We start from the raw sequence: 26,320 nt of genomic DNA on the forward strand, positions 1-26,320 counted from the left end.
GTCGGGCCTCGCGGTGACGACGGCGAATGACCGCGCCATGACGGAGCTGGGGCGCGCGAAGTTCGGAGGCTGGGCGGACCCCGAGTTCGCGACGCGCCTGCTGCCGACGCCCATGGGCAGCTGGGTGGCCTTCAACAAGATGGTGCCGAATCCTCCGCCGGACGCGGGGCCCTGCAAGGGCTTCGAGCCCGCGGCGGGCAACGGCGGTGTCCTCCGGTTGATGGACACGCGCTACCCCGCGGACCCGCTGCTCGTGGGCAGCCTCAGCCCCGGCGGCGAGCCGTACGGCATGACGGTGCACGGTGGCCGGCTGTTCGTGGCCACGGGGCACCACGAGGGCGTGCACTACTGCAACAACCCGGAGGGCACGCTGCCCCCGCCACCCGAGTACTCCGTCGGCGGCGGCCTCGGTGGTGGTCAGCGCACGACGTACCACGCGAGGTCGTCCGAGGCGGGCCCGCGCGGCAGCCTGGTCATCTACGACTCGGCGCGCCCGGACGCCTCGGTGGTGAAGCGGCTGGACTACGACGCGAACCTCACCGACGTGGTGGTGGTGGGCGACACGGCCATCGTCGCGGCGGCGGAGCTGGGCCTGCTCTTCATCGACATCAGCGACCCGGCGACCGCCGAGGAGCTGGAGTCGCTGCGCATCGACTTCGACGAGACGCTCTCCAACACGCCGGGTCAGCCGCAGCGCCTGCGGCTGGTGGGCGACATGCTCTTCGTGTCCGCGAAGGATGGCGGCGTGGTGCTGGTGAACGTGGCGAACCCGCGTGAGCCGGAGCTGGTGAGTGGCGGCAACACGGAGTCCGCGCTGGACACGGCGCTGGCGGGAGACCGGCTGCTGCTCGCGGGGGGCGACAAGCTCACGGAGCTGGAGATTCCGTTCTCCTTCGTCACCGACGTCTCGCCGGAGCGTGGCGCCATCATCACCCCCGACAGCCCCGTGCTGGCGGTGCGCCTCAACCGGCCCGTGCATGGGCCCAGCGTGACGCCCAGCTCCGTGTACCTGCTGGGCGAGAACGGGCAGCCCGCGCTCGGCGCGAACGGCCAGCCGGTCTCCCTGGACCTCACGGTGGAGCGCGTGGATGCGAAGCGGCACTACACGGTGAAGGCCACCGTGCAGGGCACGCTGAAGCCCGAGGAGGACTACACGCTGGTGCTCACGAAGGACGTGACGGACGAGCGCGCCGGACGGCTGCTGTCCGAGTTCCGTGCCACCTTCACGACGGGCAAGGCGAACGCCCGGGTGCCGATGCTGGTGTCCGTGTCGCCCACCTCGCTGCCGCGCACCACGGGCGGCCGCATCACCCTGGCGGGCTCGGGCTTCACGGGCACGGAGGAGGTGCGCGTGGGGACGGACGTGGTGAACTGCGCCCTGGTGGCGGGCACGTGTCTGGTGACGGAGAGCGGCACGCGGATGTCGCTGACCGCCAGGGCGGCGGCGCAGGCGGGCCCCGTGGACGTGTCGGTGAAGCACCCGGGGGGCCCGAGGTCCGAGCTGCCCTTCGCGCTCTTCTTCGTCGATGACCCGGGCCAGGCGGTGGCCACCCTCTCGCCGAACCACGGTCCGGTGGGCGGGGGCACGCGCGCCACCCTGACGTTCGACAAGTCCGTCCTCGAGCCCGGCATGAAGGTCCGCTTCGGCGAGTCGCTGGAGGCGGAGGCGGTCGACATCGTCGACCTGCGCACGGTGCGCTTCACGGTGCCCGCGGCGACCGCGCCGGGACTCGCGACGGTGACGCTGGTGCGCCCGGGCTCCACGCCGGAGACGACGCACACGTGGAACGTGGCGACCTTCGCCTACGACCTGCCGTTCGGCTCGAACCTGGGGCTGCCCGGCTACCCGCCCAAGAGCATCTCCGAGCTGCGGCTCTCCGGGAACACGCTGTACGTGGGCGTGGGCGGGCCGGCGAACGCGGTGGGGCTGGACATCTTCGACGTGACGCTCGAGGAGCGTCCCATCCGCCTGGGCGGCGTGCGGACGGACAACCCGGTCAACGGGCTGGACGTGAGCGGCTCGCTGGTGCTGCTGGCCGAGGGCTCGGGGCTCACCGTGGTGGACGCGAGCAGGAGCCGGCTGCCTTACATCACCGGCCGGGTGAACACCGGTGGCCTGGCGACAGGGGTGCGCATCGAGGGCTCGATGGCGTACGTCAGCATCACCCAGCCCGGCGTGCCCAGCGGGCAGATCCAGGTCTTCGAGCTGCTGGGGCCGCAGCCCGAGTTCGACCACGCCATCCTGCTGTACCCGGAGGACGGGCTCGCGTTGGACCTGGGGCCTGACCGCTTCTACGTCCTCACGTCGAACATCAACGCCTCGGGTGGAAACGGCCTGCGCCTGGCCATCCATGACCGCGCGGGTGCGCGGCTGGGCGGTGTCACCGTGGACGCGAACGCGACGCTGGAGCAGATGCTGCGCGCCCGCATCACCGTGCGCGCCGGCCGGGCCTACGTCACGGTGGGCACGCGCCTGTACGTCTTCGACGTGACGACGACGAACGAGGGCCAGCCGAAGCTGCTCCAGTCCACGTTGCTGGAGGCGGAGGGCTCGGGCCTGACGTGGTTCGGCGGCGCGCTGTGGGTGGCCACGCGCGGTCAGAATCGCAGCGTCGTGGAGGTGCCGTCCTCGGAGCTGCTCGCGGTGGGCTCGGCTCCCGCGGATGGGGCCATGGCGCCGGTGGGCACGGACGTCCGCATCGACTTCACGATGCCCGTGGCGCTCAACACGCTGCAGCCGGGCGCGCTCGTGGTGGAGGCCGTCTCCGACGCCCACCCGACGGGGCGCATCGTGCAGGGGACGCTGAGGGTGGAGGCGACGGGGCTGAGGACGTCGTCCCTGTTCTTCACGCCCGACGCGGGCCATGTCTTCGAGCCGGAGGAGGAGGTCGAGGTGTCGCTGACGGCGGGAGGCGTGCGGTCGATGCTGACCGAGGCCGGCCTGACGTATCCGCTGGCGACGCCCGTGCACTTCCGCTTCAAGGTGGACAAGGCGGGCCGGGCGCGGCCCTCCATCACCCAGCTGACCCCGTCGAGCGGCCTGAAGACCGAGACGACGACGGTGCGCATCGACGGCACGAACCTGGGCAGCCCGGGGCTGGTGGTGTTCGTGGGCGAGACGCCCATCACCGGCGCGGGTGACGTGGTGTACGACTCCGAGACGGAAGCGCTCACCGTGCGCATTCCTCCCTCGACGAACTCCGGCCCGGCGGCGGTGCGCGTGGGGTACGCGGATGGCATGACGGCGACGCGGCTGGGGACGTTCACCTACCGCGAGGCGCTCCAGTTGAGCGCGCCCGTTCCCGACAACTCGGGTCAGCAGGGCGGCGTCGAGGTGGCGCTGCGCGGCACGGGCTTCCTGCCCGACATGAAGGTCTTCTTCGGTGACGCGCGCTCCTTCACGGTGCACGTGCGCTCGGCCAACGAGGCCACGGCGGTGGCGCCGCCTCACGGCGCGGGCCTGGTGGACCTCACGGCGCGGCTGGAGCTGCCCATCCACTCGGGCGGGACGCAAATGAAGGAGGGTGTGCGGCCCGACGCGTTCCTCTACGGCGCGGGCGCCATGGCGCGGCTGGAGACGCCTCCGCTGCGGCAGGTGCTGGTGGACCGGGGCGTGCTGTATGGCGCCATCGGCGGACAGGTGGAGGTCACCGGGCCCAACGGCGCGGCGGTGGAGGGTGGCGGCTCGCGTGCGCAGTCGCAGGGCGGCCTGTACATCGCGGACCTCTCCGAGCAGACGGCGGTCCGGCAGATGGCCCGGGTGATGTTCACCGACAGCGGGACGTCGGGGGCGTACCAGCTCGCGAAGCAGGGCAGCACGCTCTACGTGGCCGCGGGCACGGCGGGCGTGAAGGTGGTGGACGTGGCGCGGCCCTCCGCGGCGAGCGTGAAGTACACGCTGCCGGGAACGGGGGCCACGGTGGGCGTGGCCGTCGCGGGAGACATGCTCTACGCGGCGGACGCCTCGGGCATCCGGGCCTATCGGACCACGGAGAACCCGCAGCCCCGTTTGACGTCGCAGCGGCCCATCCCGGGCGGCGTGACGGCGATGGCGCTGCATGGCCACCACCTGCTCGCCGCCACGGAGGGCGCGGGCGGCACGCGCCTGCTCGTGCTGGACGCGCGGCGCGGAGACCTGGCGCAGGTCGGCGAGCACGCGCTCATCGGCGCCGCGCGCCACATCGCGATGGACGGCTCGCGAGCCTTCGTGTCGCTCGGCGCCAAGGCCCAGGTGTCCATCATCGACGTGAAGGCGCCGGACGCGCCGGTGCTCCTGGGGGCGCTGGTGCTGGCGGACGTGACGGGCCGTGGCCGCGTCTCCGCGGAGCAGACGCGCGTGGCGGCGGGCATCGCGTACGTCGCGTCGGGCGGCGGCAAGGTGCAGCGCTTCCGGGTGACGCACGCCGGGGCTGTCACGCCGCTGGAGCATGCGCTCGTCCAGGGCGACGCCATGTCGCTGGCGATGATGGACCGCTACCTGATGGTGAGCACGCTGGTGCTCGACAAGAACGGTCGCGCGGTGGAGCTGCCCGTGCAGCCTCCCGACGACGGGCGCGGCGAGCTGGCCGGCACCCTGGCCTCGGTGATGCTCGACCACCTGGAGGTGCGTGGCTCCATTCCCGAGGACGGCGAGACGGTGCCGGTAGGCACGCGCCCGGCGGTGCTCCTGTCGGAGCTGCCGAGCACGGACACGCTGGATGAGCTTCGCCTGGAGACGCTGTCCGCGTCGCCGCAGACGGTGGCGGGCACGGTGGAGGCCCGCTCGGACGAGGGCGGCGCCAGGGCCACGTTCATCCCCGCGTCCGCGCTGACGGTGGGCACGCGCTACGTGCTCAAGGTCGGAGCCGGCCTTTCGGACCTGCAGGGCGGCGCGCTGGGCGCGGACACGGAGGTGCGCTTCCAGACGGCCACGCGCAACACCGTGGAGCGCCCGACGCTGGGTGAGGTGAGCCCGGGGTATGGCCTCACGGCGGGCGGTGAGACGCTGACGATCCACGGCACGGGCTTCGAGTCCGGCTGCACGGTGCGCATCGGCGGGCAGCTGGCGGGCGCGACGTCCCTGGGGGCCTGCGCGGTGTCGCAGGGGGGCAAGGTCATCACCGTCCTGGCGCCTCCGGGCGTCGCGGGCGCCGCGGCGGTGGAGGTCATCAATCCGGATGGCCTGTCCGTGTCGCGGCTGGGGGCCTGGCGCTACCTGCCGGTGCCCAAGCTCACGAAGGTGGAGCCGGCCTTCGCGGAGACGATGAGCCGCGCGCAGGTCCGCCTGTCGGGCGAGGGCTTCTACGCGGGCTCGAAGGTGACGTTCGGCGGCGTGCCGGCGCTCACCACGACGGTGGACGTGTCGGGCACGCTGACGGCGACGGTGCCGGATGGAATCGTCGGTCCGGTGGACGTGCGCGTGGAGACGGGCTCGGGCGGCAATGCCCAGGGCAGCTCCCTGGTGGCGGGCTTCACCTTCACGCTCGCCCAGCGCGAGAGCCTGACGGTGGGCGGGGCCGCGAGCGCGCTCGTGGGGACCACGCTGCTGCAGGCGCGGGACAAGGACCTGGTCGCCATCGACCTGTCGACGTCCGGCAACAAGCTGGAGCTGGGCCGCGTGGCCGGTGTGGAAGGCGCGCTGTCGCTGGCGGTGTCGGGCGACCGCGCCGTGCTGCTCGGGACGAACGTGGTGGTGCGCTACGACCTGGGGGCCTGTGGCAGCGGCCCGGGTGTGCCTTGTGCGCCCGAGGAGCTGGACCGTGTCCCGTTGGTGACCGGCGCGCCCCTGTCGACGGTGGCCGTGGGGCCCGGCGCGACGACGGTGGTCGTGGCGGGAGGAAGCGAGCTGGTGGTGCTCGGTGAGCTGCGCGAGGGCGCGCAGACCCGGGACGCGCTGGTGGTCGTGGCTCAGCACTCGGTGGCGCCCGCGCGGGTCGTCGCCCTGGGCGTGGTGGGCGAGGCGCTGGCGGTGCTGATGGACGAGGGCCAGGTGTCGCGCATGGAGCTGCGAGACCTGAGCGACGGCGAGCTGGAGCCGCTCTCCGTGGTGAGCGGGCTGGCGGGCGTGGCCCAGGCCCTGGCCGTGGATGGCAGCCGCATCGCCGTGGCCACGGGCCGCACGGCCCATGTCGTGGAGGTGTTGGACCCGAAGCTCCCGAGGCGGCTGGGCTCGTGGACGTCGGCGGATGAGTCGACGAGCACTCCGCGCACCGTGGCGCTCGCGGGCCCGTGGCTGCTGGCCGCGGGGACGAACCGCGCGGCGTGGATCGACACCACGACGGCGCCGGGTTTCGTGGAGCGCACGTTCTTCATGCACACGGTGTCGTCGCTGCCGAAGGCGCTGCTGGGAGACGGCATCGCGCTGCTCGCGGGCGCTTCGCGCACGCAGCTCTTCGACACGCTGCCGTATCCGACGGTCCGGCACACGTCGCCGCCTCCGGGAGGCGCGCTGTCGCCGGAGGCTCCGGTGAAGGTGTCCCTGGCCAGCGAGCTGCCGCTGACGGTGGCGGCGCAGTCCTCCATCCTCCTGCTGGAAGGGGAGACGGAGGTGCTCGCGAGCGTGGAGCGTTCGGGCTCGGTGGTGCGTGCGCTGCCCGAGGACACGCTGGTGTCCTCGCGTGACTACACCGCGCGCGTCACCCTGGGCGCGACGCCGTACCGTGGCGGAACGGTGCTGAGCCCCTGGTCCTTCTCGTTCAAGGGCGGCGCCGGGGAAGCTGGCGTGCGCGTCAGCCACATCAGCCCGGACCACGGGCCGGTGGCCGGTGACACCGTGGTGACGCTCACGGGCCAGGGCTTCTCCGCCGCGTCCCAGGTGTACTTCGGCGCGACGCGGGCGGAGGCCGACCCGACGCACACCGCGAGCAGCACGGAGCTGCGGGTGCTGGCGCCGTCGACCCTGTTCGCGGGGCCGGTGACGGTGCGCGTGGTCGACGGTGGTGACGAGGCGCGTGTCCCGGGCGGGTTCGTCTACACGGCCCCCATCACCGTGTCGGAGGTCACCCCGAACCGGCTGGACTTCGCCGGGGGCTGGGTGACGCTGAGGGGCACGGGCTTCACCCGGGGCCTGGAGGTCCGCTTCGCGCCGGGTGCTCCCGCCGCGAAGCTGTCCGGCTTCACGTCGACCCGCGTGGATGTCCAGGTCCCCGCTGGAGTGGCGGGCTGGGTGCCGCTGTACCTGTCGCAGCCCGGCGCGAGCCTGGTGCTGCCCGAGTCCCTCTCCCGAGGCGACCTGAAGCCGCCGACCTCGCGGCCCGTGTACGCGCCCGTGGGCGCCGTGCCGCTCGCGCAGAAGGTGTTCAGCGCGACGTTCGACGAGCCCATCCGGATGCACACGGGGATCGAGTCGGCCACCACCGCGGTGCTGACGAACGTCGCCACGGGTGAGGTCCTGCCGGGCACGGTGAGCGTGTCGGGCTCGACGTTGACCGTGACGCGCGGCACGACTCCGCCGACCCTCGCGTCCAACGGCGCTTACAAGCTGACGCTGAAGAACGTCTACGACCTGGTGGGCAACGTCCAGGCCTCGCCGGACGCGCACTACTACTACGCCCAGGACACCATCGACCCGACGGTGGCGCTGGCCTTCGTCGGCCGCGCGATGCCCGTGCACAACGCCACGCTCGGCATCGGCACGGAGTACGTCTTCGCGGTGTCAGGCACGGACGCCAGCGGGACGAATCTGGAGATGGAATTCTTCATCGACGGCGAGGAGGTGTCGCGCGTGGACCGCTGGACGCCGCACTTCCGCTACACGTGGCGGAGCATCCCGCCCAGCGGCCAGTCCACGCTCGTGGCCCGGGTGACGGACCCCAGCGGCAACGACGCCGAGCTGTCGGCCACCGTCTTCCTGACGAATGACCGGGTCCCCTCGGTGCGCTTCCTCGAGCCCACGCTGTCCGCCGTGGAGCGCACGGAGGGGGGCACGCTCCCGCTGGTGGTCCGCGCGGAGGACCCCGACGCCCTCAACGCCCTGGAGCTCAGCCTGGATGGTCAGCCGTTCCGGCGCGTCACGGGCCTGTCGGGCCAGCTGCATGACTTGACGGAGTCGCTCCCGCTGACGCTGTCGGGCTCGACGAGCGAGGTCCACGAGCTGGTCGCGGTGGCGACGGACTCGCGGGGCCAGACGTCTCCGCCCGCCCTGTTGCAGGTGACGGTGACGCCGGACGTGCAGGACCCGACGGTGGCGTGGCTGTTGCCGACGGCGGGCGCGAAGCTGCCCTCGGGCGCGGGGCTGGACCTGCGCGTGAAGGTGACGGACGACAACCGCGTCGCTCGCGTCACCATCGAGGAGCTGGTGGGGACCGGCGCGGCGAAGCAGGTCGCCTCGTTCACGGCCGTGCCCGGGGCGGTGCGCTGGGTGGCGCCGACCGTGTCCCAGGACACGCAGGTGAAGCTGCGCCTGCGGGCCTACGACGCGCGCGACAACGACGCGGAGGCGACGGTGGACGTCACCGTGCTGGGCGCGAGCTCGAGCGCGACGCGGCCGATGGTGAGCCTGCGTGAGCCCGCCGTGGGCAACACGCTCGCGGAAGGGGCGCTCGTGGACGTGCTCGTGGACGTGAGCGCGCCCGCCGGCATCGAGTCCGTGCGGCTGGAGATGGACACGCAGTCGGTGACGCTGACGAACGCGCCGTGGCGGCACACGTTCAAGGTGCCCGTGCTGGTGAAGGACGCGCCGTACTACGTGCCCGTCCGGGCGGTGGCCACGGACGTGGAGGGACTGCAGAGCGAGCAGCTGGTGCACTTCTTCTCCGTGGTGAACACGCAGCCGGACCCGGTCATCCAGGTCGCGACGCGCCCCGCGGGGCCGATGTGGCTGGGAGGCTCGTTCCTGCGCGTGGGCGCCGAGGCGGGCAACATGACGCCCGTGCCCTCGCTCCAGGTGGGATCGGTCGCCCTCACGGAGACGGCGCCGGGCGTGTACCACCTGCCGTCCGGGCCGGAGTCGGCGCCGGTGGTGGCGAGGGTGGAGGCGCTGGAGACGGGCTCGCAGCGGCTGGCGAGCACGAAGTCCGGAACGCTGGCGGTGTTCGCGGGCACGGAGGCGTCCGTGGTGCGGGAGCCGTCGCTGCCGGTCATCGCGGTGGCGGCGCGGAGCGACGCGTGGGCGGTGGTGCGTGAGGACCCGGCGGGCGAGAGCCTGGTGGAGCTGCGCTCGCGCGGCGCGCTGGGGGTGTTGGCCGAGCGTCGGGTGAAGGGCCGCGCGGTGGGCTTGGCCTTTGTCGAGGACTCGCTCGCGGTGGCGGTGCGTCGCGACGGCGCGGGCGTCATCGAGCTGATGTCGCTGCCCGACCTGACGGTGACGACGGTGCCCGTGCGGCGCACGCCCACTGCGCTGGCCTCGGTGCGTGGCGCGCTGTTGATGGTGGGCACGGGCGAGGGCGTGGAGGTCCTCACGGCCTCGGGTGCGCTCGCCGCGCGGCTGTCCGGAGCGCCGGTGAAGTCCCTGTCGGCGAACGGGACGCGCGCGCTGGTGCTCGAGTCCACCCGACTGGTGTCGCTGGACCTGTCCACGCCGCACGCGCCCACGCAGAAGGCGTCGGCGCCCGTGTCGGATGGGCAGCTCGTCGTGGGCGTGGGCGCGGACCAGGCCTGTGTGATGGGGACCCATACCGTGCGCTGCTTCGAGGAAGCCGGGAGCCTCCTGGAGCAGCAGGGGACGGGGGCCGGCGTGGATGCGCCGGTGCGCTCGGCCTCCGTGCTCGGGCCGTGGCTCGCGGTGGGGACGGACCTGGGCGTGCGCGTGTTCGACGTGCGCTCGGAGCCGGTGTCGGGTGGGGTGTATCCGTTCGGCGCGGGTGACTTCCCCGCGCTGACGGGGGCGGCGGTCCTGGCGGCGGGAGACCTCCTGTCCGCGGAGGCCGGGACGGTGGCGCGCCTGCCGCTGGTCCGTGGGCCGGCCAGGCCCGAGCTGTCGCTCCAGGTGGCGTCGTCGACGGCCGTGGCGGGGAGCCGCCTGGCGCTGGCCGCGTCCATGACCGATGAGGTGGACACCTTCGAGGCCTTCGTCTCGGTGCTGAAGGTGAACGGCCGCACGGTGCAGGTGCTGGACGGACGGTTGCCGTCCGCGGTGGACCTGCCGTTGACGGGGGCCACCGCTCGCCTCGAGCTGTCGGTGTTCGACCAGGCGGGCAGGTCCGACGCGAAGGTCGTCGAGGTGGGGCTGACGCCGCCGACGACGGGCCCGGAGTTCGTGTCGCTGGACGCGCCCGCGCAGGTGTACGAGGGCACGCTCATGACGGTGGTCCCGAGGTTCGTGGACCCGTCGCGGGTGAAGCAGGTGACGGTGACGCTGAAGGATGGGGCGACGGTGCTCGACAGCGTCACCGTGAGCGCGCCCTTCCTGCGGGCGGTGCTGCGCGTGCCCATGGTGGGCACCGGCGTGGGCCATGGCGTGACGGTGGAGGCGACCGCGACGGACGACGTCCACACGGCCATCTCCGCGCCCACGCCCGTGCTCGTCTTCACCAACCCCCAGCCGGTGGGGACGGCGTTCACGCTGACTCCCGCGGTGGCCCAGGTCGTCGAGGGCCAGCCGGTGCAGGTGACGATGGCCTTCGGCAGCGGGGTGAGCGCGCCGGAGCGGTACACGGTGAGCTTCTCGGTGGGCAGGACGACGATGACGCAGACGGAGCAGCAGGTCATCGTCTCGCCCGCCACCGTGGCCACGCCCCGGATGCCGAACCTGGCCCAGGGAGAGGTCCAGGCGCAGATGCTCATCACCGCGCGCCTGGTCGATGGTGACGGCCGCGAGTCGGTGGCGAGCACGCAGGTGCTGGTGCTGGAGGATGTGTCGAACCCGACCATCTCCGACATCGTGGTGACGCCGACGGGGACCGAGGTGTCCGCGGGCTCGACGGTGACGGCGAAGCTGGTGGCCGCGGATGGGACGTTGCCGCTGGCGGAGCAGGTGCTGCGCGTGAAGCTGGGCGGGGCGCTGGTGGCCTCGGGTGGGCCGGCGCTGAGCTACACCGTGCCGGTGGGCACGCCCTCGGGCACCGTGCTGCGCGTGGAGGGTTGGGTGAAGGACCTCCAGGGCCGCGTCGGCGAGGCGTTCCGGGAGCGGACCGTGAGCGCGCCGGTGTTGTCCGACGGCGCGGTGACGGTGGCGGGCATGTTCGCCAACGCGGTGGACCTCGCGGTGCTCGGCGACCGGGTCGTCGTCGCCACGCCCTCGGGAGTGGCCGTGGGTCTCCGGGTGGAGGACGCGCAGGGCGTCACCGTGACGCCCGTGGGACAGGTGCGCGTGGAGGGCACGCCCCGCTCGCTGGTGGTCCAGGGACATCACGCCCTGGTGGCGGTGGAGCAGGGCGGCCTGTGGGTGGTGGACGTGTCGAGGCCGGAGGCCCCGCGCGTGGTGGGCCGGCACGAGACGTCGTTGGTGATGTCGATGGGCGCGTCGAGCCGGGCCTTCGTGGCGCACGAGTCCTCGTACAACGTCGACGAGGTGCACCTGACGGAGCCCTCGGCGCCCGAGCTGCGGCGGTACGTGGAGCGCTACAACCCGTGGCTGAACACGCCGCTGCTGGGCGTGTCGAACGACCGGCTGTTCTACGCGTCCGCGCAGACGCTCTACTCGCACAAGGTGGAGTCGGAGTCGGTGCCTTGCTGCGGTGGGCCCATGTCCGTGGGCCTGCAGTCCACGGTCCGGCAGGTGGACGTGGAGGGGGGCATGGCGGTGGTGGGCACCGCGCGGGGCATCCACGTGGTGCACCTGGGCGCGTCGAACATGGTGGCGCTGGGCGAGGCGCAGCTGGGCATCGGGACGCGGGCGCTGACCGTCAGTCGGGGTCTGGCCTACGTGGCCGGCGACGACGACGTGCTGCGCGTGGTGGACCTCCGCGAGCCCACGGCGCCGCGAGTGCTGGGGCAGCTGCCAGTGGCGGCCCGTTCGCTGCGCGTGTCGGGTGGCGCGCTGCTGGCGGCGACCCCGCGGGGGCTGGTGGTGCTGAAGCTCGTCGACCGGGTCTCGGACGGGACGCAGCCGCCGATGCTGGGCGATGGCTGGTCCACGACCGATGCCGTGGTGGGCGTGGCAGCGGCGCGGCGGGGTGTCATCGTGGCGGCCGGGCTGGGTGGCGCGTCGCTGCTGGACCTGGCCGACCCGTCGCACCCGATCTTGAATCGCGCGGTCTCCACCACGCTGAAGGCGGTGCGGCAGACGGAGCGGCTCGGCGGAGACACCTTCCTGCTGAACGACGCGACGCTGTCCGTGCATACCGACGCGAACACCACGGGAGCCTTCACCGTGGACTCCACGCGGGGAAGCCGGCTGGGCGGCATCGGGAGCGTGGAGCGGTTCGCAGTGAGCACCGGCCGGCTGTGGACGGTGGGCGGCGGAGTGCTCGCCACGGCCAGCCTGCCCACGGTGGAGTCCATCAAGAAGCTGGACCTGCAGGGGCCCACGCTCGACGTGGCGGGTGATGAGCGCCGCGCCGTCATCGCGCAGGGCACCCTGGGCTTCACCTGGGCGGAGCGTGACAGCGCCGGAGACATCCTCCGGAGGGCGAGCGTGTCCGGTCAGGCCGCGAACGTGGTGGCGCTGGAGGGACAGCGACTGCTGGCGGGCAACGACGACGGCTTCCGCGTGTACACGCTGGACGCGGCGGGGAGCCTGCGCGAGGTGGGCACGGTGCCCACCGAGGGGGCCGTGCGCCGCATCCGGATGGTGGGCCTGCTGGCGCTGGTGTCGACGGACGAGGACGTGCAGCTCTGGGATGTCTCGTCCCATACGCCCGTGTTGAGGGCCACGCTCGACGCGCCGGACGCGCGCGACGCGGTGCTGGCCGGCGACCAGGTCGTCGTGGCGCGGGGCTTCCAGGGCCTGTCGGTGTTCACGGCGCCCGCGCAGCTCGCGCCTCCTTCGGCGACCCTGCGGTTGGCGGCCGCGCCGCTCATCGTGGAGCCGGGCACGCTGGTGTCGTTCGACGCCCGCACGTCCGGGGCGCGGCTGGGGAGCGCGACGCTGTGGGTGGACGGGGCGCCCTTCGCGCACCTGGAGACTGGCGCGGTGTCGGGGCAGTGGTGGGTGCCGGAGTCGGCGCTGCCCGGCTCGGAGTGGTTGCTCCAGGTCCGCGGACGGACCGCCAGCGGCGCCGAGGCGCAGTCCGAGGCCCAGATCATCCGCGTGAGCGCTCCCGAGGAGGAGTCGCTGTGGGTGTCGATGCAGGAGCCGTATGCCTATCAGGAGTTCGCCAGCGGTCAGCTGGTCCCGGTCCGGGTGGACGTGTCCGGCGGCGCCCGGCCGTACACCGTGACGGTGAGCATGGAGGACGTGTTCGTCGGTGTGCTGTCGCCCGTCGTGGGCGCTCCGAGAAACTACGCGGGGGTCGTCCGGCTGCCGGCGCACCTGGTGGGCAACCCCGAGGTCCATGTGGACGTGGTGGACGCCCTGGGCCAGTCGGTGCGTGGAACCCTGCCGCTCCAGGTGCGTGACTCGTCGAGTCCGCCGACGCTGCTGTCGGGTCTGCCGCCGCGCCTGTTCGCGAGCCCCGCGAAGAACCCGCTCTACCTGTCGGCGTGGGACGACGGGCCGTCCGTGCTGCGCTTCTCCGTGGACGGTGTGGTCGTCGCGAGCAGCGCCTCGGACGAGCAGGGCGGCGAGCACGGCTTCGAGCACCTGCTCGAGTTCCCGACGAAGCAGGCGGGAGACACGGTGACGCTGCGGCTGGTGGTGGAGGACACCCTGGGCCAGCGCGTGGATACGGGTGAGCGCAGCTACACGCTGCTGGAGCCCGTGGCCCTGCCGGACATCGAGTACGTGTCGATGTACGAGACGCGAGCGGAGGGGACGTCCACGAACATGAGCGCCGAGGCCAGCGACGTGGACGGAGACCTGGACACGGTGAGCGCGTGGATCATCTACGGCGCGACCTGGGTGAGCCCCACGCACATCGTGGGAGGCGGGACGCCGCAGCACCTGGCCACCAGCACCGACGGCTATGTCGAGGCCACCTTCCCGGTCCCGCTGCTGTCGGACCCGGTGTTGGCGGGCAAGACGTCCCTGGTGGTGATGGTGGTCGCCCGGGATTTGATGGGCCACGAGAGCCGGCGCTACACCGAGCTGAACATCAGCGAGAACGAGGTGCCCGAGGGCAGCTTCAACTTCGGCTCATGGCCGTGGGGCCGGGAGCTGGTCGCGGACCATCCCGTCGAGGCGGGGGTCAGCGCGTGGGATGACGTGGGGCTCCAGTCGGTGTCGCTGACGGTGACCGACTCCACGGGTGCGGTCTTCACCGCGTCGACCACCTGCTCGGGCACGAACAACTGCTACGTGGCGCTCCCGTCCAGGGCCTTCCCGGCGGGTGCGCTGCACCTCGAGGCGGACCTCACCGACGTCCGGGGGCTGTCCGTGTCCATCGAGGCCACGCACCAGGTCGCGGTGAACCGCGCGCCGTGGTTCTACCTCTCCTCACGTGAGAGCTATGCGCTGGCCGGCCGTCCCATCCAGGTGCGGGCGACCGTCTACGACGAGAAGCGCATCGCGCTGATGTCGCTGACGGCGGACGGCGTCACGCTGGGCGGCAACGGTGGGATCGACGTGAATCCGTACTCCGGTTACACGCTGACGGGCACGCACACGCCGTCGGCCCCGGGGACGATGACCGTCACGTCGTTCGCGGCGGACTGGCTCGGCGCGACCGCGACGTCCGCGCCGCTCCAGGTGCCTGTCTATCCGTCCGACCGGGGCGGGGCGTGCCAGTCCTCCATCACGATTCCCACGGGCGTGGACTTCTTCCCGCTGAACGTGGCGCATGCCACGACGGTGCAGCAGCCCTGCGGGTATGGCTCCAACTCGGGCAGCGGGACGTGGTTGTCGCTGCCGTTCGATGGCCCGGTCGAGCGCCTGGAGGTGTCGGGGAGCTCGGGCTACTACCTGCCGCTGGCGTTCTTCATCCAGGACATGACGGGCGAGGAGGGCTGCACGCCGGTCCCCGAGCGCGCCACGTGCCGGACGACGGCGGTGACGAGCCTCACGACGGGGCCGCTGTCGAAGGACGCGAAGATCTACTTCCCGAACTCCGGGCCGGGCGTGGGGCTGCGGCTGGCGAGCGCCGTGCTGGGGGTCGGGGCGCGGTGCACGCCCGGGAACGCGAACTTCGTCTGTGGCCACGGTGTCTGCGGCGAGCAGGAGAACGAGCAGGACCCGGATGGCTCACCGGTGTACCGCTGCCAGGCGAACGCGTGTGACGACGGCAAGAACAACGCGGACGGAGACCTGGTCTACGACTACCCGAGCGACCCGGGCTGTGAGTCGCCCGAGGACGACGACGAGACGGACCTGCTGCCGCAGCCCGCCTGTGCGGATGGCGACGACGACGACGGGGACGGTCTGGTGGACTGGCCGGAGGACCCGGGGTGTGGCAGCGCGGCCGGGACGTCCGAGTCGGGTGAGGGCGACAGCTGCGAGGCGCCCATCGACCTGACGACGGAGGCGAGCGTGGGCCTGGAGCCGCGGGCCGTGCTGCCGCTCGACTTCACCGAGGCCGTGGATGACCACCGGTTGAGCTGCTCGACGGCGGGGCAGGTGGACCGGGTGGTGGGCATCCGGGTGCCGGGGCCCGGGTCGGTCTTCGTGGTGGGAGACCCGCAGGTGCAGGGCATCTCGCTGCGGGATGCGTGCGCGCTGGACTCGCGGACCCGGACCTGTGACGTGGCGTCGGAAGCGCAGGTCACCGGCTACACGTACCTGCCGGAGGCAGGCGTGGTCTTCGCCGTCGTCGAGGGGACGGGCCTGGGACGCATCGACGTGTCCGGCCTGCTCGATGACGACGCCGCATGCGACCCGCTGCAGCCCTGGTTCCAGTGCTCGGAGACGCAGGTCTGCCGGCCGAAGGAGCTGGAAGGGGGAGGCGTGTCCTCCACGCTGTTCCAGTGCCGGCTGCCCCGGTGCTCGGACGGGGAGGACTCGGATGAGGATGGGAAGAACGACTTCCCGTACGACCCGGGGTGCGAGAGTCCGATGGACGATGACGAGACGGACCCGACCCCGGTGCCGGCGTGTGGCGACTCGGTGGACAGCGAGCCGGTGGGCTTCACGGATGGGTTGATCGACTTCGCCCTGGCGCCGGGGGGAGACCCGTCCTGCACGAGCGCCGCGGATGACAACGAGGTCGCGTGTGGACAGGTCCTGCCGGCGCAGAACCTCCCCACGGCGCCGCTGGTCCTCGCGGGGAAGACGGCGCGGGCGGGGCGGTACGTGGCGGCGCAGTGTGGCGGGGTGAGCGGGGCGTCCATCAACGCGGTGGCCTATGACCTGGTGGCGCCCATCGCGGGGACGTACCGGTTCGCGGTGGAGGGGCGCTCGAACCTCTACCTGTCCCTGCGCCAGGAGAATTGCCGGGGTGGTTTCGTCGCGAAGTGCAGCCGGAACAACTGGCCGGACGGCGTGATGGGCGAGGTGACGCTCGCCGCGAACGAGCGCGTGGTCGTCGTCCTGGAGAGCTACGGCCCGCAGGACTTCACGCTGAACGTGGACATGCCGTACGCGTGCAGCAACGGGCGCGACGACGATGGTGACGGGCGCGTCGACTACCCGGATGAGCCCGGGTGCGATTCGCCCAAGGATGAGTCCGAGGTGGACCCGGCGGTGCTGCCCACGTGCTTCGACGGCGTGGACAACGATGGCGACGGAGAGATGGACTATCCGCAGGACGCGGATTGTCAGGCGGCCTCGGGCCGGACGGAGCGCGCCAACTGCCAGGGCGTGGAGGGGGTGACGCTGACGGGGGCGCTACCCCTCTGGACGGCGGGGAGCACGTCGGGGGCCGGTCATATCGACCACGATGTGCCGGCGTGCCGCTATCCCTCCTCGGCGCCGGAGAAGGTGTTCTTCTGGGAGGCGCCGGCGGCGGGCTCGTATGTGATTGATACGGCGGGCTCGAGCATCGGCACGGTGGTGGCGGTGTACCCGCGCACGTGCGAGCCGAGGCAAGTGCTCACGTGTGATGGGAACTACCGGGGCGAGGGCGTCTCGGAGGTCCGGATGCCGCTGGCGGCCGGTCAGGCCATCTCCATCGTCGTGGATGGCTACAGCGACTGGGACGTCGGCAGCTTCCAGCTCAGCATCCGTCAGGAGTGAGTGGAGGGAACACGGCCCGCGCTCGAGGAGGAGCGCGGGCCGGAGCGTCGTTCAGCAGTGGCCGAAGTCGAAGGTGAGGTACCAGTTCGTCTCGACGCCGGATTTGTAGCCCACGCCGCAGCGGCAGATGTCGGTGCCGACCGAGTAGGTGTAGTACCCGTCGCTGTAATAGGTCGTCTCGACGTTGAGGAAGTAGGGGCAGATGTACGGGCCGTTGGGGCCGCCAGGGTTGGTGGGGCCGCCGCCCGTTCCAGCGTCCTCATCGGTGCCGGCGTCCTCGCTGCCCGCATCCTCGCTCCCGGCGTCCTCCTCGCCCGCGTCCTCCTCGCCTGCGTCCTCTTCTCCCGCGTCCTCGGACGCTCCGCCATCCGGGTCACCTCCGGCGTCTTCGAGGAGGAAGCGGTCGTCTGCGAAGGGGAGGGCCTCGGGGGCGGCATTGCCTCCGCAGCCCGTCAGGGCGAGCAGGGTGGAGAGCAGTGCCACACGGCAGGACGGTCCTGGTTGCATTCACGACTCCTCGAGGGGCTGCGTGGGTGCGGGGGCATCCGCGTCGCGACGCCCCAACCAGGCCGCGACGAGGTGGCGCAGGAGCAACGCGAGCGTCAGTGGAGCCAGCATGGTGCCTTCCCCCGGGAATCCTGGCGGGTGCTCCAGGGACTGAGCGCTGGTGACGCTCCTGGGTGGAGACCCAGCGTGAGCGAGGCCTCACGGGCAGGTCCATCCCAGGAATGTGGGGGCGCCCGGCCTCTGCGCGGTTCACGCCGGGTCCCGTGGCCCACGGCGTGGACGGGCGATCTGTTGATGGGTGGACGGAGCCCTGGCGGTCGGTGCCGCGAACCCGTACGTAGGGTCCAGCAGGGACGTACCCGGTGTCGAACTGCCGGAATTCGACCGGATTCGGTGCGCTTGGGCAGCCGGGCGAGGGGGGACGTACGTGGTGCTTGAGGTACCCCGGGGCTCTTGCTAGAAAGCGCCGTTGTTTCAGGCGTTTGTTGGCACGACCCCGTAGCTCAGTTGGATAGAGCGGCGGTTTCCTAAACCGCAGGCCACAGGTTCGATTCCTGTCGGGGTCACTCGCCAACTCCCTGGAACCCCAGCGGTTTCCTGGGGCGGCGGAGGATGTCGCCGGTGAAGTGGCTCCCGGCGTGGCGTCCACGTGGCGTTGGGCCTGCGCGGCGGCGAGTTGGAACGCCCAACGCAGGACCACCGGTCCAGGAACCATCGCCTTTCGCGCTGCCTTGGAGCCTCCCGTCCGGATGTCAGCGCAATGCCTGACATCCGGACCGACAGACGGGTAGGGCAGACGCTGCTGCTTGACGAACTGCGCGACCTGGCGCTCGTTCGCCTCGGACACGGGAAGCCCCCGCGCCATCGCATCGAAGACTTTGATTCGGACCCACTCCACGACTCGGACGGAAGCGGGAGTTCAGGAATGCCGCTGCCCTCCGCGACATGCTATCCGGGAACAGCTGCACATCGAAGGTCGATGAAGGATGACATTTCGAGCAGGGCTGGACCTGGACATCAATCACATTCTCGCTCAAGCTCGGAATCCTCCCATCCCAGGAGCATTCAATGAGAGGCATATCTCCGTGGGGCCTAGCGAAGACACTCGCGCTCGTGGCCTTGCTGACGACCTCAAGCGCCCTCGCGCAGAGGACCATCACCTACAACAGCTCAAGCGGACTCTCGACCGGCATCTGCAACGTCTTCAATCTCGCGACGCCTGCGAAAGTCAACGACATCATTCATTACCCGGTCTCTGGAGGGGCCAGATTCAATGGCAGCGCAGTCATCCTCGAAGCCCAGGCAGGAAACACCTCAGCCTCGAACCTGGGAACGGCCTATGCCCTGAAGGTCGGGTTCAAGGCCGGACGCAAGTACACCCTCGCGGTGACTGCGTCGAAGATCTCAGATGATCCTGTGTCCAGCCCCCATCTCATCTTCTCTGTGCGCACGTCGCTCCCTGCGCCCAATGAGACCCAACCCACGAGCTGCGGGCCCGTTGGCGCGGACCGCTGGTCGATGCTGCTGGATGACGTCGTGGGGGCGGCCTACATCAGCTCGGCGACCGCCAGCAACTACCCCCTCACCGAGTGGACCGCCAGCGAGGACCTGGACTACCTCTTCGTCCTGGCGACCCAGGGCTCCAGCACGAAGTCGACGCAGGTCTTGATCAACAAGATCTCCATTACGGAGACGATTCCTCCCGTGTTCTCCCTCACCCCTGCGTCCATCGCCCTGGCGTGCGGGGACACGTCGGCGCGGACCTTCACTGTGAACAACCTCGGAGGAATTCCGAACGTCACGGCGTACGAGTGGGACCTTGGCTCGGCGAGCAATGGCTGGCTCCACCAGGGCGGACCAGCACCGGCCACGCTGACGACCTCCGAACCGTCCCTCACGTTGACTCCCAACTGCGGAGCTGCTCAGTCGGGCATCGCCGTCTCGGTGAAGGCCGGGAGCACCACTCATGGGCCCTATCGGTCCAGCGTGGCGAACTCTGGCTACCCCACGATGGCTATTACAGGCCCCGACATCCTTTGCGCCGCGACACCCCAGGAGTATCGAGTTACAGGGCTGCCTTGTGGTGCCTCCGTCGTCTGGAACTCAAGCAACCCGACCTTGGCGACGGCGACCACCCACGGCAACAACACTGGAACGCTCGCTCGAGGTCCTCAAATCGGCGATGTCGACCTGACCGCGACCATCACCGGCGCCTGTGGAACCACCACCCTCGCCAAGAGGGTCCGTTCTGGCCCCTACTCATTGACCCGGCCCTACGGAACCCTCACTTTCGAGACCAATGCAGGCTCCTACAGGACGGTGGAGCTGGTGACCGGGACGGACTTCTACGGTTGGACCTACGGCACGAATGGCTTGCTGCTGCGGGCCTCCGTGACCAGCCCAGGCATCGGTGGGTACTGGCTCCTGGGGGAGCCCACGGGAGCGAGCGCCGAGGTCCTGTCGTTTGAAACGACGGATGTAGGCAGGACCGCCATCGTGCGATTCAACCCCTTTGCGCCGGGGGACAAGGTCGTCCATATGACGTTCTACACGACCGCCAATGGCTGCAGCAGTGGCGGCGCCAACAGCCACTGGCTCTTCTATCGAGGAAGCAGCGGTCTCGCGCCAACAGGCGCGTCTACCCCCCGGTGACGCGCGGGGCGAAGGCCTTGGGCCACGAGGAAAAGGAGTCTCCCTGGTCCCAGCATGAGATTGCCCAGATATGACATTCACGCTCCATGATCACCGCAGCGATGCTCCCATCCATCCGCGAGACGGCCTCTGCGTAGCCCGCCGCCGTCACCACCAGGCTTGTCCGCGCGCGTGCCGGGCGGCGAGCACCGCTCATCGCGAATCGCCGGGGTTCTCTGGGGGGCGCGCTTGTCGCGGTGCTGGGCTGGCCGGCATCGGCGCTCGCTGGACGTTCGGCCAGTAGTGGAGGGCAGCTCGCCATGGCCTCACACCGGGGCGTCCGTCGGACGTGCGGGCGGTTGCGGCGAAGCGCTACCCCGGCGGAACACGCGCATGGGGCGTCTTCGCGGGCACATAGCAGCCGCCCTCGTGAACGTAGCCAACAGAACCGCAGTCTCTGATCCACAGCTCCACCTTCTCCCAGCACCCGCCGTTAATGCTAACGGGCGTGGCACCAGGAGCTGGCCGACGGCGAGGGCGAAGATGGAGTTTTCAATCGTGGGTTCATGAGGGCCAAGAAGGGGCGGTCGTTACTTCTTGGCCATTGGTCACTCGGACGTCACCGCGACGGCGCCATGCACTGTGGGCGCTGCGAAGCAGTTGGCCGGTCCTCGTTTGGCTGTGCCTCACACAGTGTGCTCAGCTTGTCATGCAACTGCTTGAGCTGGCTCCGCACCACGACAGGAGAGCGGGTGTCTTGGTATTCAGCCTTCAACTCCTCAAGGAGAGGCTCACAGAAGTCGATGCTACAGTCTTCGCATGATGTGGGAATGGGCTCCGGTAACGGCTCATACTCTCCACAGAGGTACGGAGATAGTGACGAGAAGGCAATGATGTTATTGCAAATCGCCAATTGCGTCTCAGAGTCGCAGGAGCCGTCTCTACACGCAGCCACTCGCTCGTCGAGGAGCGCGCAATACGGCTGCTCGGGCTCCGGATCACGACAACCCAGGGTTGACAGCAGCGCTCCAAGCCCAGCAAACCACGATATTCGAATCATCCCGAGAACCCCTGAGAGAGGACTCACCGTCGCAGGACAGAAAGGTGCCAGCCATCAGTCGCGAGGGAGGCCGGCAGTCCACTGCCGAGCAGAACTCTCCTGCACGCCGCGTGTCACGACCGTGCCAATGCCCAGGGGCGATAGGGGCATGGTGTGCGTGGCCGGGAGAACGGGCGGACCCGAACCGTCCACCCCTTCTCGCGGGCATGCACGACGCCGACGTACGTCCCGCGCTCCTCGCCCACGTCCGGGCCAAGCGCCCTCACGCACGGGTGGTCGAGGTGGCGCCCCAGTCGTTCCTTGGATTCACCGCCGGGACGCGCCATGCGAGCGGTGATGCCGCGCAGGCGCAGCCCACGTCAGCTCCTCTTCGATGCGTAGGCCTTGTCACCATGCAGACGACGACGAGGTTGACGACGGCAGCGCCGACGTCCCGGTCATCGGCGCATCAATGCTGATTCCAGCGCCGCCCTTGGATGTCCTTCCCTTGTCCGACTGCTCCGGACGGCGTGGCTCCGCCGTCCGGAGTGAGTCGGTAGGCTACGGCGACCAGCGAACGCGCCGAACGCCGCCGTGGTTGCTACACCTGCCCTGAGCCCAATCCAGACAGTTGCCACAGACCTGGTAGGAACTGTCCAGGTCTCCATCACAGCAACGGACTTCGCACGTGCGCCACCCGGGAACGCAGGCTTCCGCGAACTCGAAGCACGCGAGGTCCGCACCTGGCTTCTCGACCACCTCCGCCGACTCCTCGCGGGGGGCCGCCTCGACTCCCTCCTGCTCCTCCGGGAGGGGGCCTCCACACGCGGTCATCAACGTGAGCCCAACCCACAACACATAACGGCGCAGTCCAACAGCTGTCATTGCGGCCTCCACTTCGTTTGTGTCTGTGCGCAGCCTGGATGACGGACATGTGAAGGGCAAGGTCGTGGGGCGCGGTTCTGACGCTGTCAGGGGTTCGGGTGTGCTGGAGTTGACGGATGGGTGTTTGTGGTTGGAATGGAAAGTTCTGGTTGCTGCTTTGTCAGTCGTGTGCAGGGATGTGTCTATGGGGCTTGGTTGCAATCCCCTGTCCAGGTTGGACGGACACGTCCTCGAAGTACGTCAGCTCCGGGAACACATCCTTCCATCCGTAACGCTCACAGGACATGTGAAAGTAGATGTAGCCCTTCATGTCATTCTCCAGCAGTGAGCGCATCCGCTCCGCCCCGGGTGGGGCCGCTGCCAGGATGAACCCGCGGGCATCCATCTCCGCCTGAATCGTGGCGACCTCACGGTCGATGCTCGCCAGGTCCACCCGTGGCACATAGCGCAGGTCGGCGGGGGCGCTTGGATCCGCACCCATCACCTGAAGCAGCTGTCCACAGACAGCCCGCATCGAGGACCCGCTCCACGAGGGCTCGGTATCCCTCGTTCTCGATTCCGCTCAGCCCGGGCGCGCTTCGGTCATTCGCATACATGGATGTCGGGTCCTGGCGATGGGGTTCGTTTCGGGCATCCAGCGTCCAAAACTCCACGCTTCGTCCTGGGCACGGGCTTTCGACAAGCGCCCCAGTTCCTGGGGTGTCCGCCATGCGTCAGTGTCATGCCCTCGAGGAGGAGCCGACGAACGTCTCCGGGGACTCCTCGAATGCCCAGGCGCGTCGCGACGAGTCGCTCCAGGATGGCTCTTGCGATTGGGTATGGTTTGCCCTGGGCCCTCAAATCCCGGAGGATGTCCGTGGCCCGGTGGTCCCTCGCTCGCACACGCTCACGACAGGGGAACCCTCATGAAGAGTTTGAAGCTGCTGTGGGTGGCTTTCGCCGTCATGTTCGCACTGGGGTGTGGCGGAGCCGCGACAGAAGTCGTCGGCGAAGAGGCATTGAGTGAAAGCTCGCAGGAACTGGCGACGTGCTATGCCAACTGCGCCAACGGGCCCATCAGCTGCTCGGGAACGCCGTGTCAGGCCGTCGACTACTCGGGAGTGACATGCAGTGGGGTCTTCCATGCGTGTCCTCCTACGAATCCTCCGGATCCCACGTGCGCGTATGCGCCGTGCAGTTCGGTCACCAGTCAGCAGTGCTGGGGAGGAGAGAGTGTCCTCTGCTGCAACAGCGCTGGAGGGAAGAGTCAGTGCACGTGTCTGGGCGGATGGTCCTGCGTCGACGTTGATTGGTAGGCCGCCATGGGGGCTCCTCCAGTCTCCTGGGCTGGGGAGCCCCGTCGTGGTGCTCCTCCTGCTTTCCTCAGGTGTTCCGTGACGCGATGAGCGCGAGGTTTCGCGGCGACACGTCGGGCTCGAAGAGCTGGAGCAACTCGACCTGGAAGCCCAGTTCCTCCAGGAACATCGCGCGATCGAGCAGGAGCACGACCTCCAACGCCCTCGCGAAGCGGTCCCTCAGCAGATGGCAGAGCAGGAGCTCCCGCGTCTCGGCGCGAACGGAGACCTCGAAGGCATCCAGTTCGGCCTCGGTCATTCCCGAGGAGAGCCCCAGGCGCTCCAGGCGGTCGAGCGCATAGATGGCGAAGGGGCCGTCATAGAGCGCCCGGGGCGCGTCTCCCGCCCTCACGAAGTCTCGCTCGGGAAACCGCTGCTTCGACAGGAGATGGAACGCGAAGCGCCACGCGTACACCTGCTTCATCCGCGCGAACTCCGCCTCGGTCTTCCGCGGCCGTTCCCGCGTCGTCAGTGCCAGGGCATGTGGCGTGAAGGGCAGGGGATGTTCGCGGCCGACTCGGGAGACGGGGTAGTCCCTTGGGACCTCGAGCTTGTCGTAGCAACAGCCGATGTTCAGGATGAAGCCCGCCCCCTGGCTCTTGCGGATCTGCGTGAGCGCGAGTGGCCCGCAGGTGTGCAGGCCGATGGACGCCCGGTCTGGACCGGAGAAGAGCGGGTCGAGCCGCGGTTGGCTGCCGTCCTCGACGGAGGCTTGGATGAAGCTCAAGGGGCCCCCGACAGCGGAGCGGGTCCTCTTCAGCCACTGTCGGCCCTTGTCCTGCAACGCGGCGTCCCTGTCGATGCTGTGGAAGGTCCAGCCGAACGTCCGCGCACAGAGGCGGGCCAGGTGCCCCATGCCGCCGCCGATGTCGACCGCCTGCTGGATGAAGCGCGTTCTGGGCCCCAGCAGGGCCAGCACCCGTTCGAGCTCGTGGGTCTTCTTGTCGCTGAGTCCCTGCGTCTCCGTGACCGTCAGCGCGTGACGGCCGTCGTGCCAGGGAATCGCCGTCAGCTCCTGGAGCGCGCCCAGGAGCGCAGCCAGGGAGGGAGGCGGCACTCCCTGGAGCACTCCTTGGTCCAAGCTCCGCTCGCCTGCTTCATCGAGTGACCGGGCATAGGCCCGCCACTCCTCGGGATAGGCGGCGCCGGACTCGGGCCAGCCCTGGAGGATGGAGCGGGACCAGAGCGCGGACCAGGGGCGGAGTTGGTGCGTGAGCGCCTCGAGCCGCGCCTGGAAGTCCATGGCGGCGCATCCTATGCGCCACCGGGGACGAGCGCGTGTTACGTCGTGCTCGGCGGCCCGAACCATCGGGCCAGGGCTTCAGGCAGTCCCTGCTCCGTGCCCTCGCCGACCCATGCGACGTGTCCGTCCGGACGAATCAGCACCGCGACGGGTGCGGGGACCACGCCGAGCACTGGGAGCACCCACTCGCCCGGGTCGCGAGCCGAGACCCGTTGAACCCGGTCCGCCCAGGGCGCGATGTCGAGCAACCCTGGTTCGCCCAGGTCGAGCAACACCGCCCGTGCCTCGTGCAGCAGTTGGAACACGCGGCGTGGGCCGTCGGCGGTCACCAGGTCGAGGTCCGGCACGCGCCGCCCGAGCAACGGGTGTCCAGCGCCCAGGTCATACTGGACGTCCAGCCCCGACATCATCGCCGCGTACTGCTTGCGAGGCTCGTCCATCCGCAACAGCTCCGACAGCGTCTCGCGCACGGCATCCATCCGCGCGTCGCCGCGACTGAGCGCGGTCTGCGCCATGGTCTTGCGTAACGCGCGGGCCGCGACGGGGTGTCGCTCGGCCTGGTACGTGTCGAGCAGGCTCTCCGGCGAAACGCCTCGCACGACCTGCGCCAGCTTCCACCCCAGGTTCACGGCATCCTGCACACCGAGGTTGAGCCCCTGTCCGCCCATCGGCGAGTGCACGTGGGCCGCGTCTCCAGCCAGCAGCACCCGACGGTCCCGGTAGGACGCCGCCTGCCGCGTCATGTCGGTGAACCTGGAGAGGTACGTGGCGCTTCGCAAGCCGAAGTCCGACCCGTAGAGCTTGACGAGGCCCTCGCGCAGCGTCTCGAGTGTCGGCGCCTCGCCCGTGTTGACCTGTTCCTCTCGCAGCACGACGCCGACGCTTCCGTCCGCCTGCTTGCCCATGGCGAACGTGCCCTTCTCGTCCCGCCGGATGCCGAACGCGGGGGCTCCGGTCATCTCGACCTCGGCGATGAGGTAGCTGATCGACGCGTCCCAGCCCGGGAACTCGATGCCCGCTGACTTGCGGACCAGACTCCGGCCCCCATCGCACCCGACGAGGTACTTCGCCCGCAGCGAGCGGCCGTCGGACAGCGCCACGTCGACGCCCGTGTCGTCCTGCGCGAAGCCCGTCACCTCGCATCCTCGGTAGATGGGCACCGCGAGCTCCTCGACCCACTGCGCCAGGATGCGCTCGAAGCGCTCCTGCAGGAGCGCGAGCCCGTGGTTGTGACGCGTCGGGAAGTCACTGAGGTCCAGCGGCGTCTGTCCGAACGCCACGTTCTGGACCGGCTGCCCTTGTGAGACGAAGCGCTCGACGACTCCGCGCTGATCGAGCACCTCCAGGCTGCGCGCGTGCAGGCCTCGCGAGCGCGAGCCGGCGACATCCTGACTGGCACGACGCTCGACGATGGCCACGTCCACCTTCGCCAACGCCAGCTCCGCCGCCAGCATCAGCCCGGTCGGGCCTCCTCCCGCAATCACCACGGCGTGTTGCGTTATCATGTCCCTGTGCATGGCTCGGTCCTCCCGCTCCTGGGTCGAAACGGGCGAGGGTGGACCATGACCGGGGGGGCTTGCGGCAATACCCGGGGTCTGGCATTTGCTGATGGTGGAAGG

General features: G+C 70.2%; 6 protein-coding genes and 1 tRNA gene (1 of these 7 running past the window's edge). 3 read left to right on the forward strand and 4 right to left on the reverse strand.

Features of this window, described 5'->3' with window-relative positions:
• Window positions 1-17,062, forward strand: the 3' portion of a protein-coding gene (locus tag K8640_RS42860) for an IPT/TIG domain-containing protein (RefSeq protein WP_370640341.1). 15,017 nt of this gene lie to the left of the window's left edge; the window shows 17,062 of its 32,079 coding nt (coding positions 15,018-32,079); the start codon falls outside the window, past its left edge; the stop codon is at window positions 17,060-17,062.
• A 51-nt stretch (window positions 17,063-17,113) separates the two neighbouring features.
• On the opposite strand, the gene K8640_RS13535 is transcribed toward K8640_RS42860, so the two are convergent.
• Window positions 17,114-17,569, reverse strand: a complete 456-nt coding sequence (locus tag K8640_RS13535; protein ID WP_223747414.1) for a hypothetical protein — start codon at window positions 17,567-17,569, stop codon at window positions 17,114-17,116.
• A gap of 492 nt (window positions 17,570-18,061) precedes the next feature.
• Between K8640_RS13535 and K8640_RS13540 the strand changes: the two genes are divergently transcribed.
• Window positions 18,062-18,135: transfer RNA gene (locus K8640_RS13540), tRNA-Arg, on the forward strand.
• Between the two features lie 547 nt (window positions 18,136-18,682).
• Complete coding sequence (locus K8640_RS13545) at window positions 18,683-20,221, forward strand: hypothetical protein (protein ID WP_223747415.1); 1,539 nt, start codon at window positions 18,683-18,685, stop codon at window positions 20,219-20,221.
• Between the two features lie 2,063 nt (window positions 20,222-22,284).
• Here the strand turns inward: K8640_RS13545 and K8640_RS13550 are convergent.
• The 3 genes from K8640_RS13550 to K8640_RS13560 all read right to left on the reverse strand — a co-directional run bounded on the left by K8640_RS13550 (window position 22,285) and on the right by K8640_RS13560 (window position 26,218).
• Complete coding sequence (locus K8640_RS13550) at window positions 22,285-22,638, reverse strand: hypothetical protein (protein WP_223747416.1); 354 nt, start codon at window positions 22,636-22,638, stop codon at window positions 22,285-22,287.
• Window positions 22,639-23,486: 848 nt separating this feature from the next.
• Window positions 23,487-24,701, reverse strand: coding sequence for a methyltransferase (locus K8640_RS13555; protein ID WP_223747417.1), 1,215 nt, complete (start codon window positions 24,699-24,701; stop codon window positions 23,487-23,489).
• 38 nt (window positions 24,702-24,739) lie between these two features.
• Window positions 24,740-26,218, reverse strand: a complete 1,479-nt coding sequence (locus K8640_RS13560; RefSeq protein WP_223747418.1) for an FAD-dependent monooxygenase — start codon at window positions 26,216-26,218, stop codon at window positions 24,740-24,742.
• Between the last annotated feature and the right edge of the window lie 102 nt (window positions 26,219-26,320).

It is taken from the genome of Myxococcus sp. XM-1-1-1, assembly GCF_020037095.1.
GTDB classification, from domain to species: Bacteria; Myxococcota; Myxococcia; order Myxococcales; family Myxococcaceae; genus Myxococcus; species Myxococcus fulvus.

Bases quoted from the DNA above. Each gene is read 5' to 3' on its own strand.
- K8640_RS13560 (WP_223747418.1), bottom strand. From the start codon at position 26,218: ATGCACAGGGACATGATAACGCAACACGCCGTGGTGATTGCGGGAGGA.
- K8640_RS13550 (WP_223747416.1), bottom strand. From the start codon at position 22,638: ATGCGGGCTGTCTGTGGACAGCTGCTTCAGGTGATGGGTGCGGATCCA.
- K8640_RS13535 (WP_223747414.1), bottom strand. From the start codon at position 17,569: ATGCAACCAGGACCGTCCTGCCGTGTGGCACTGCTCTCCACCCTGCTC.
- K8640_RS13555 (WP_223747417.1), bottom strand. From the start codon at position 24,701: ATGGACTTCCAGGCGCGGCTCGAGGCGCTCACGCACCAACTCCGCCCC.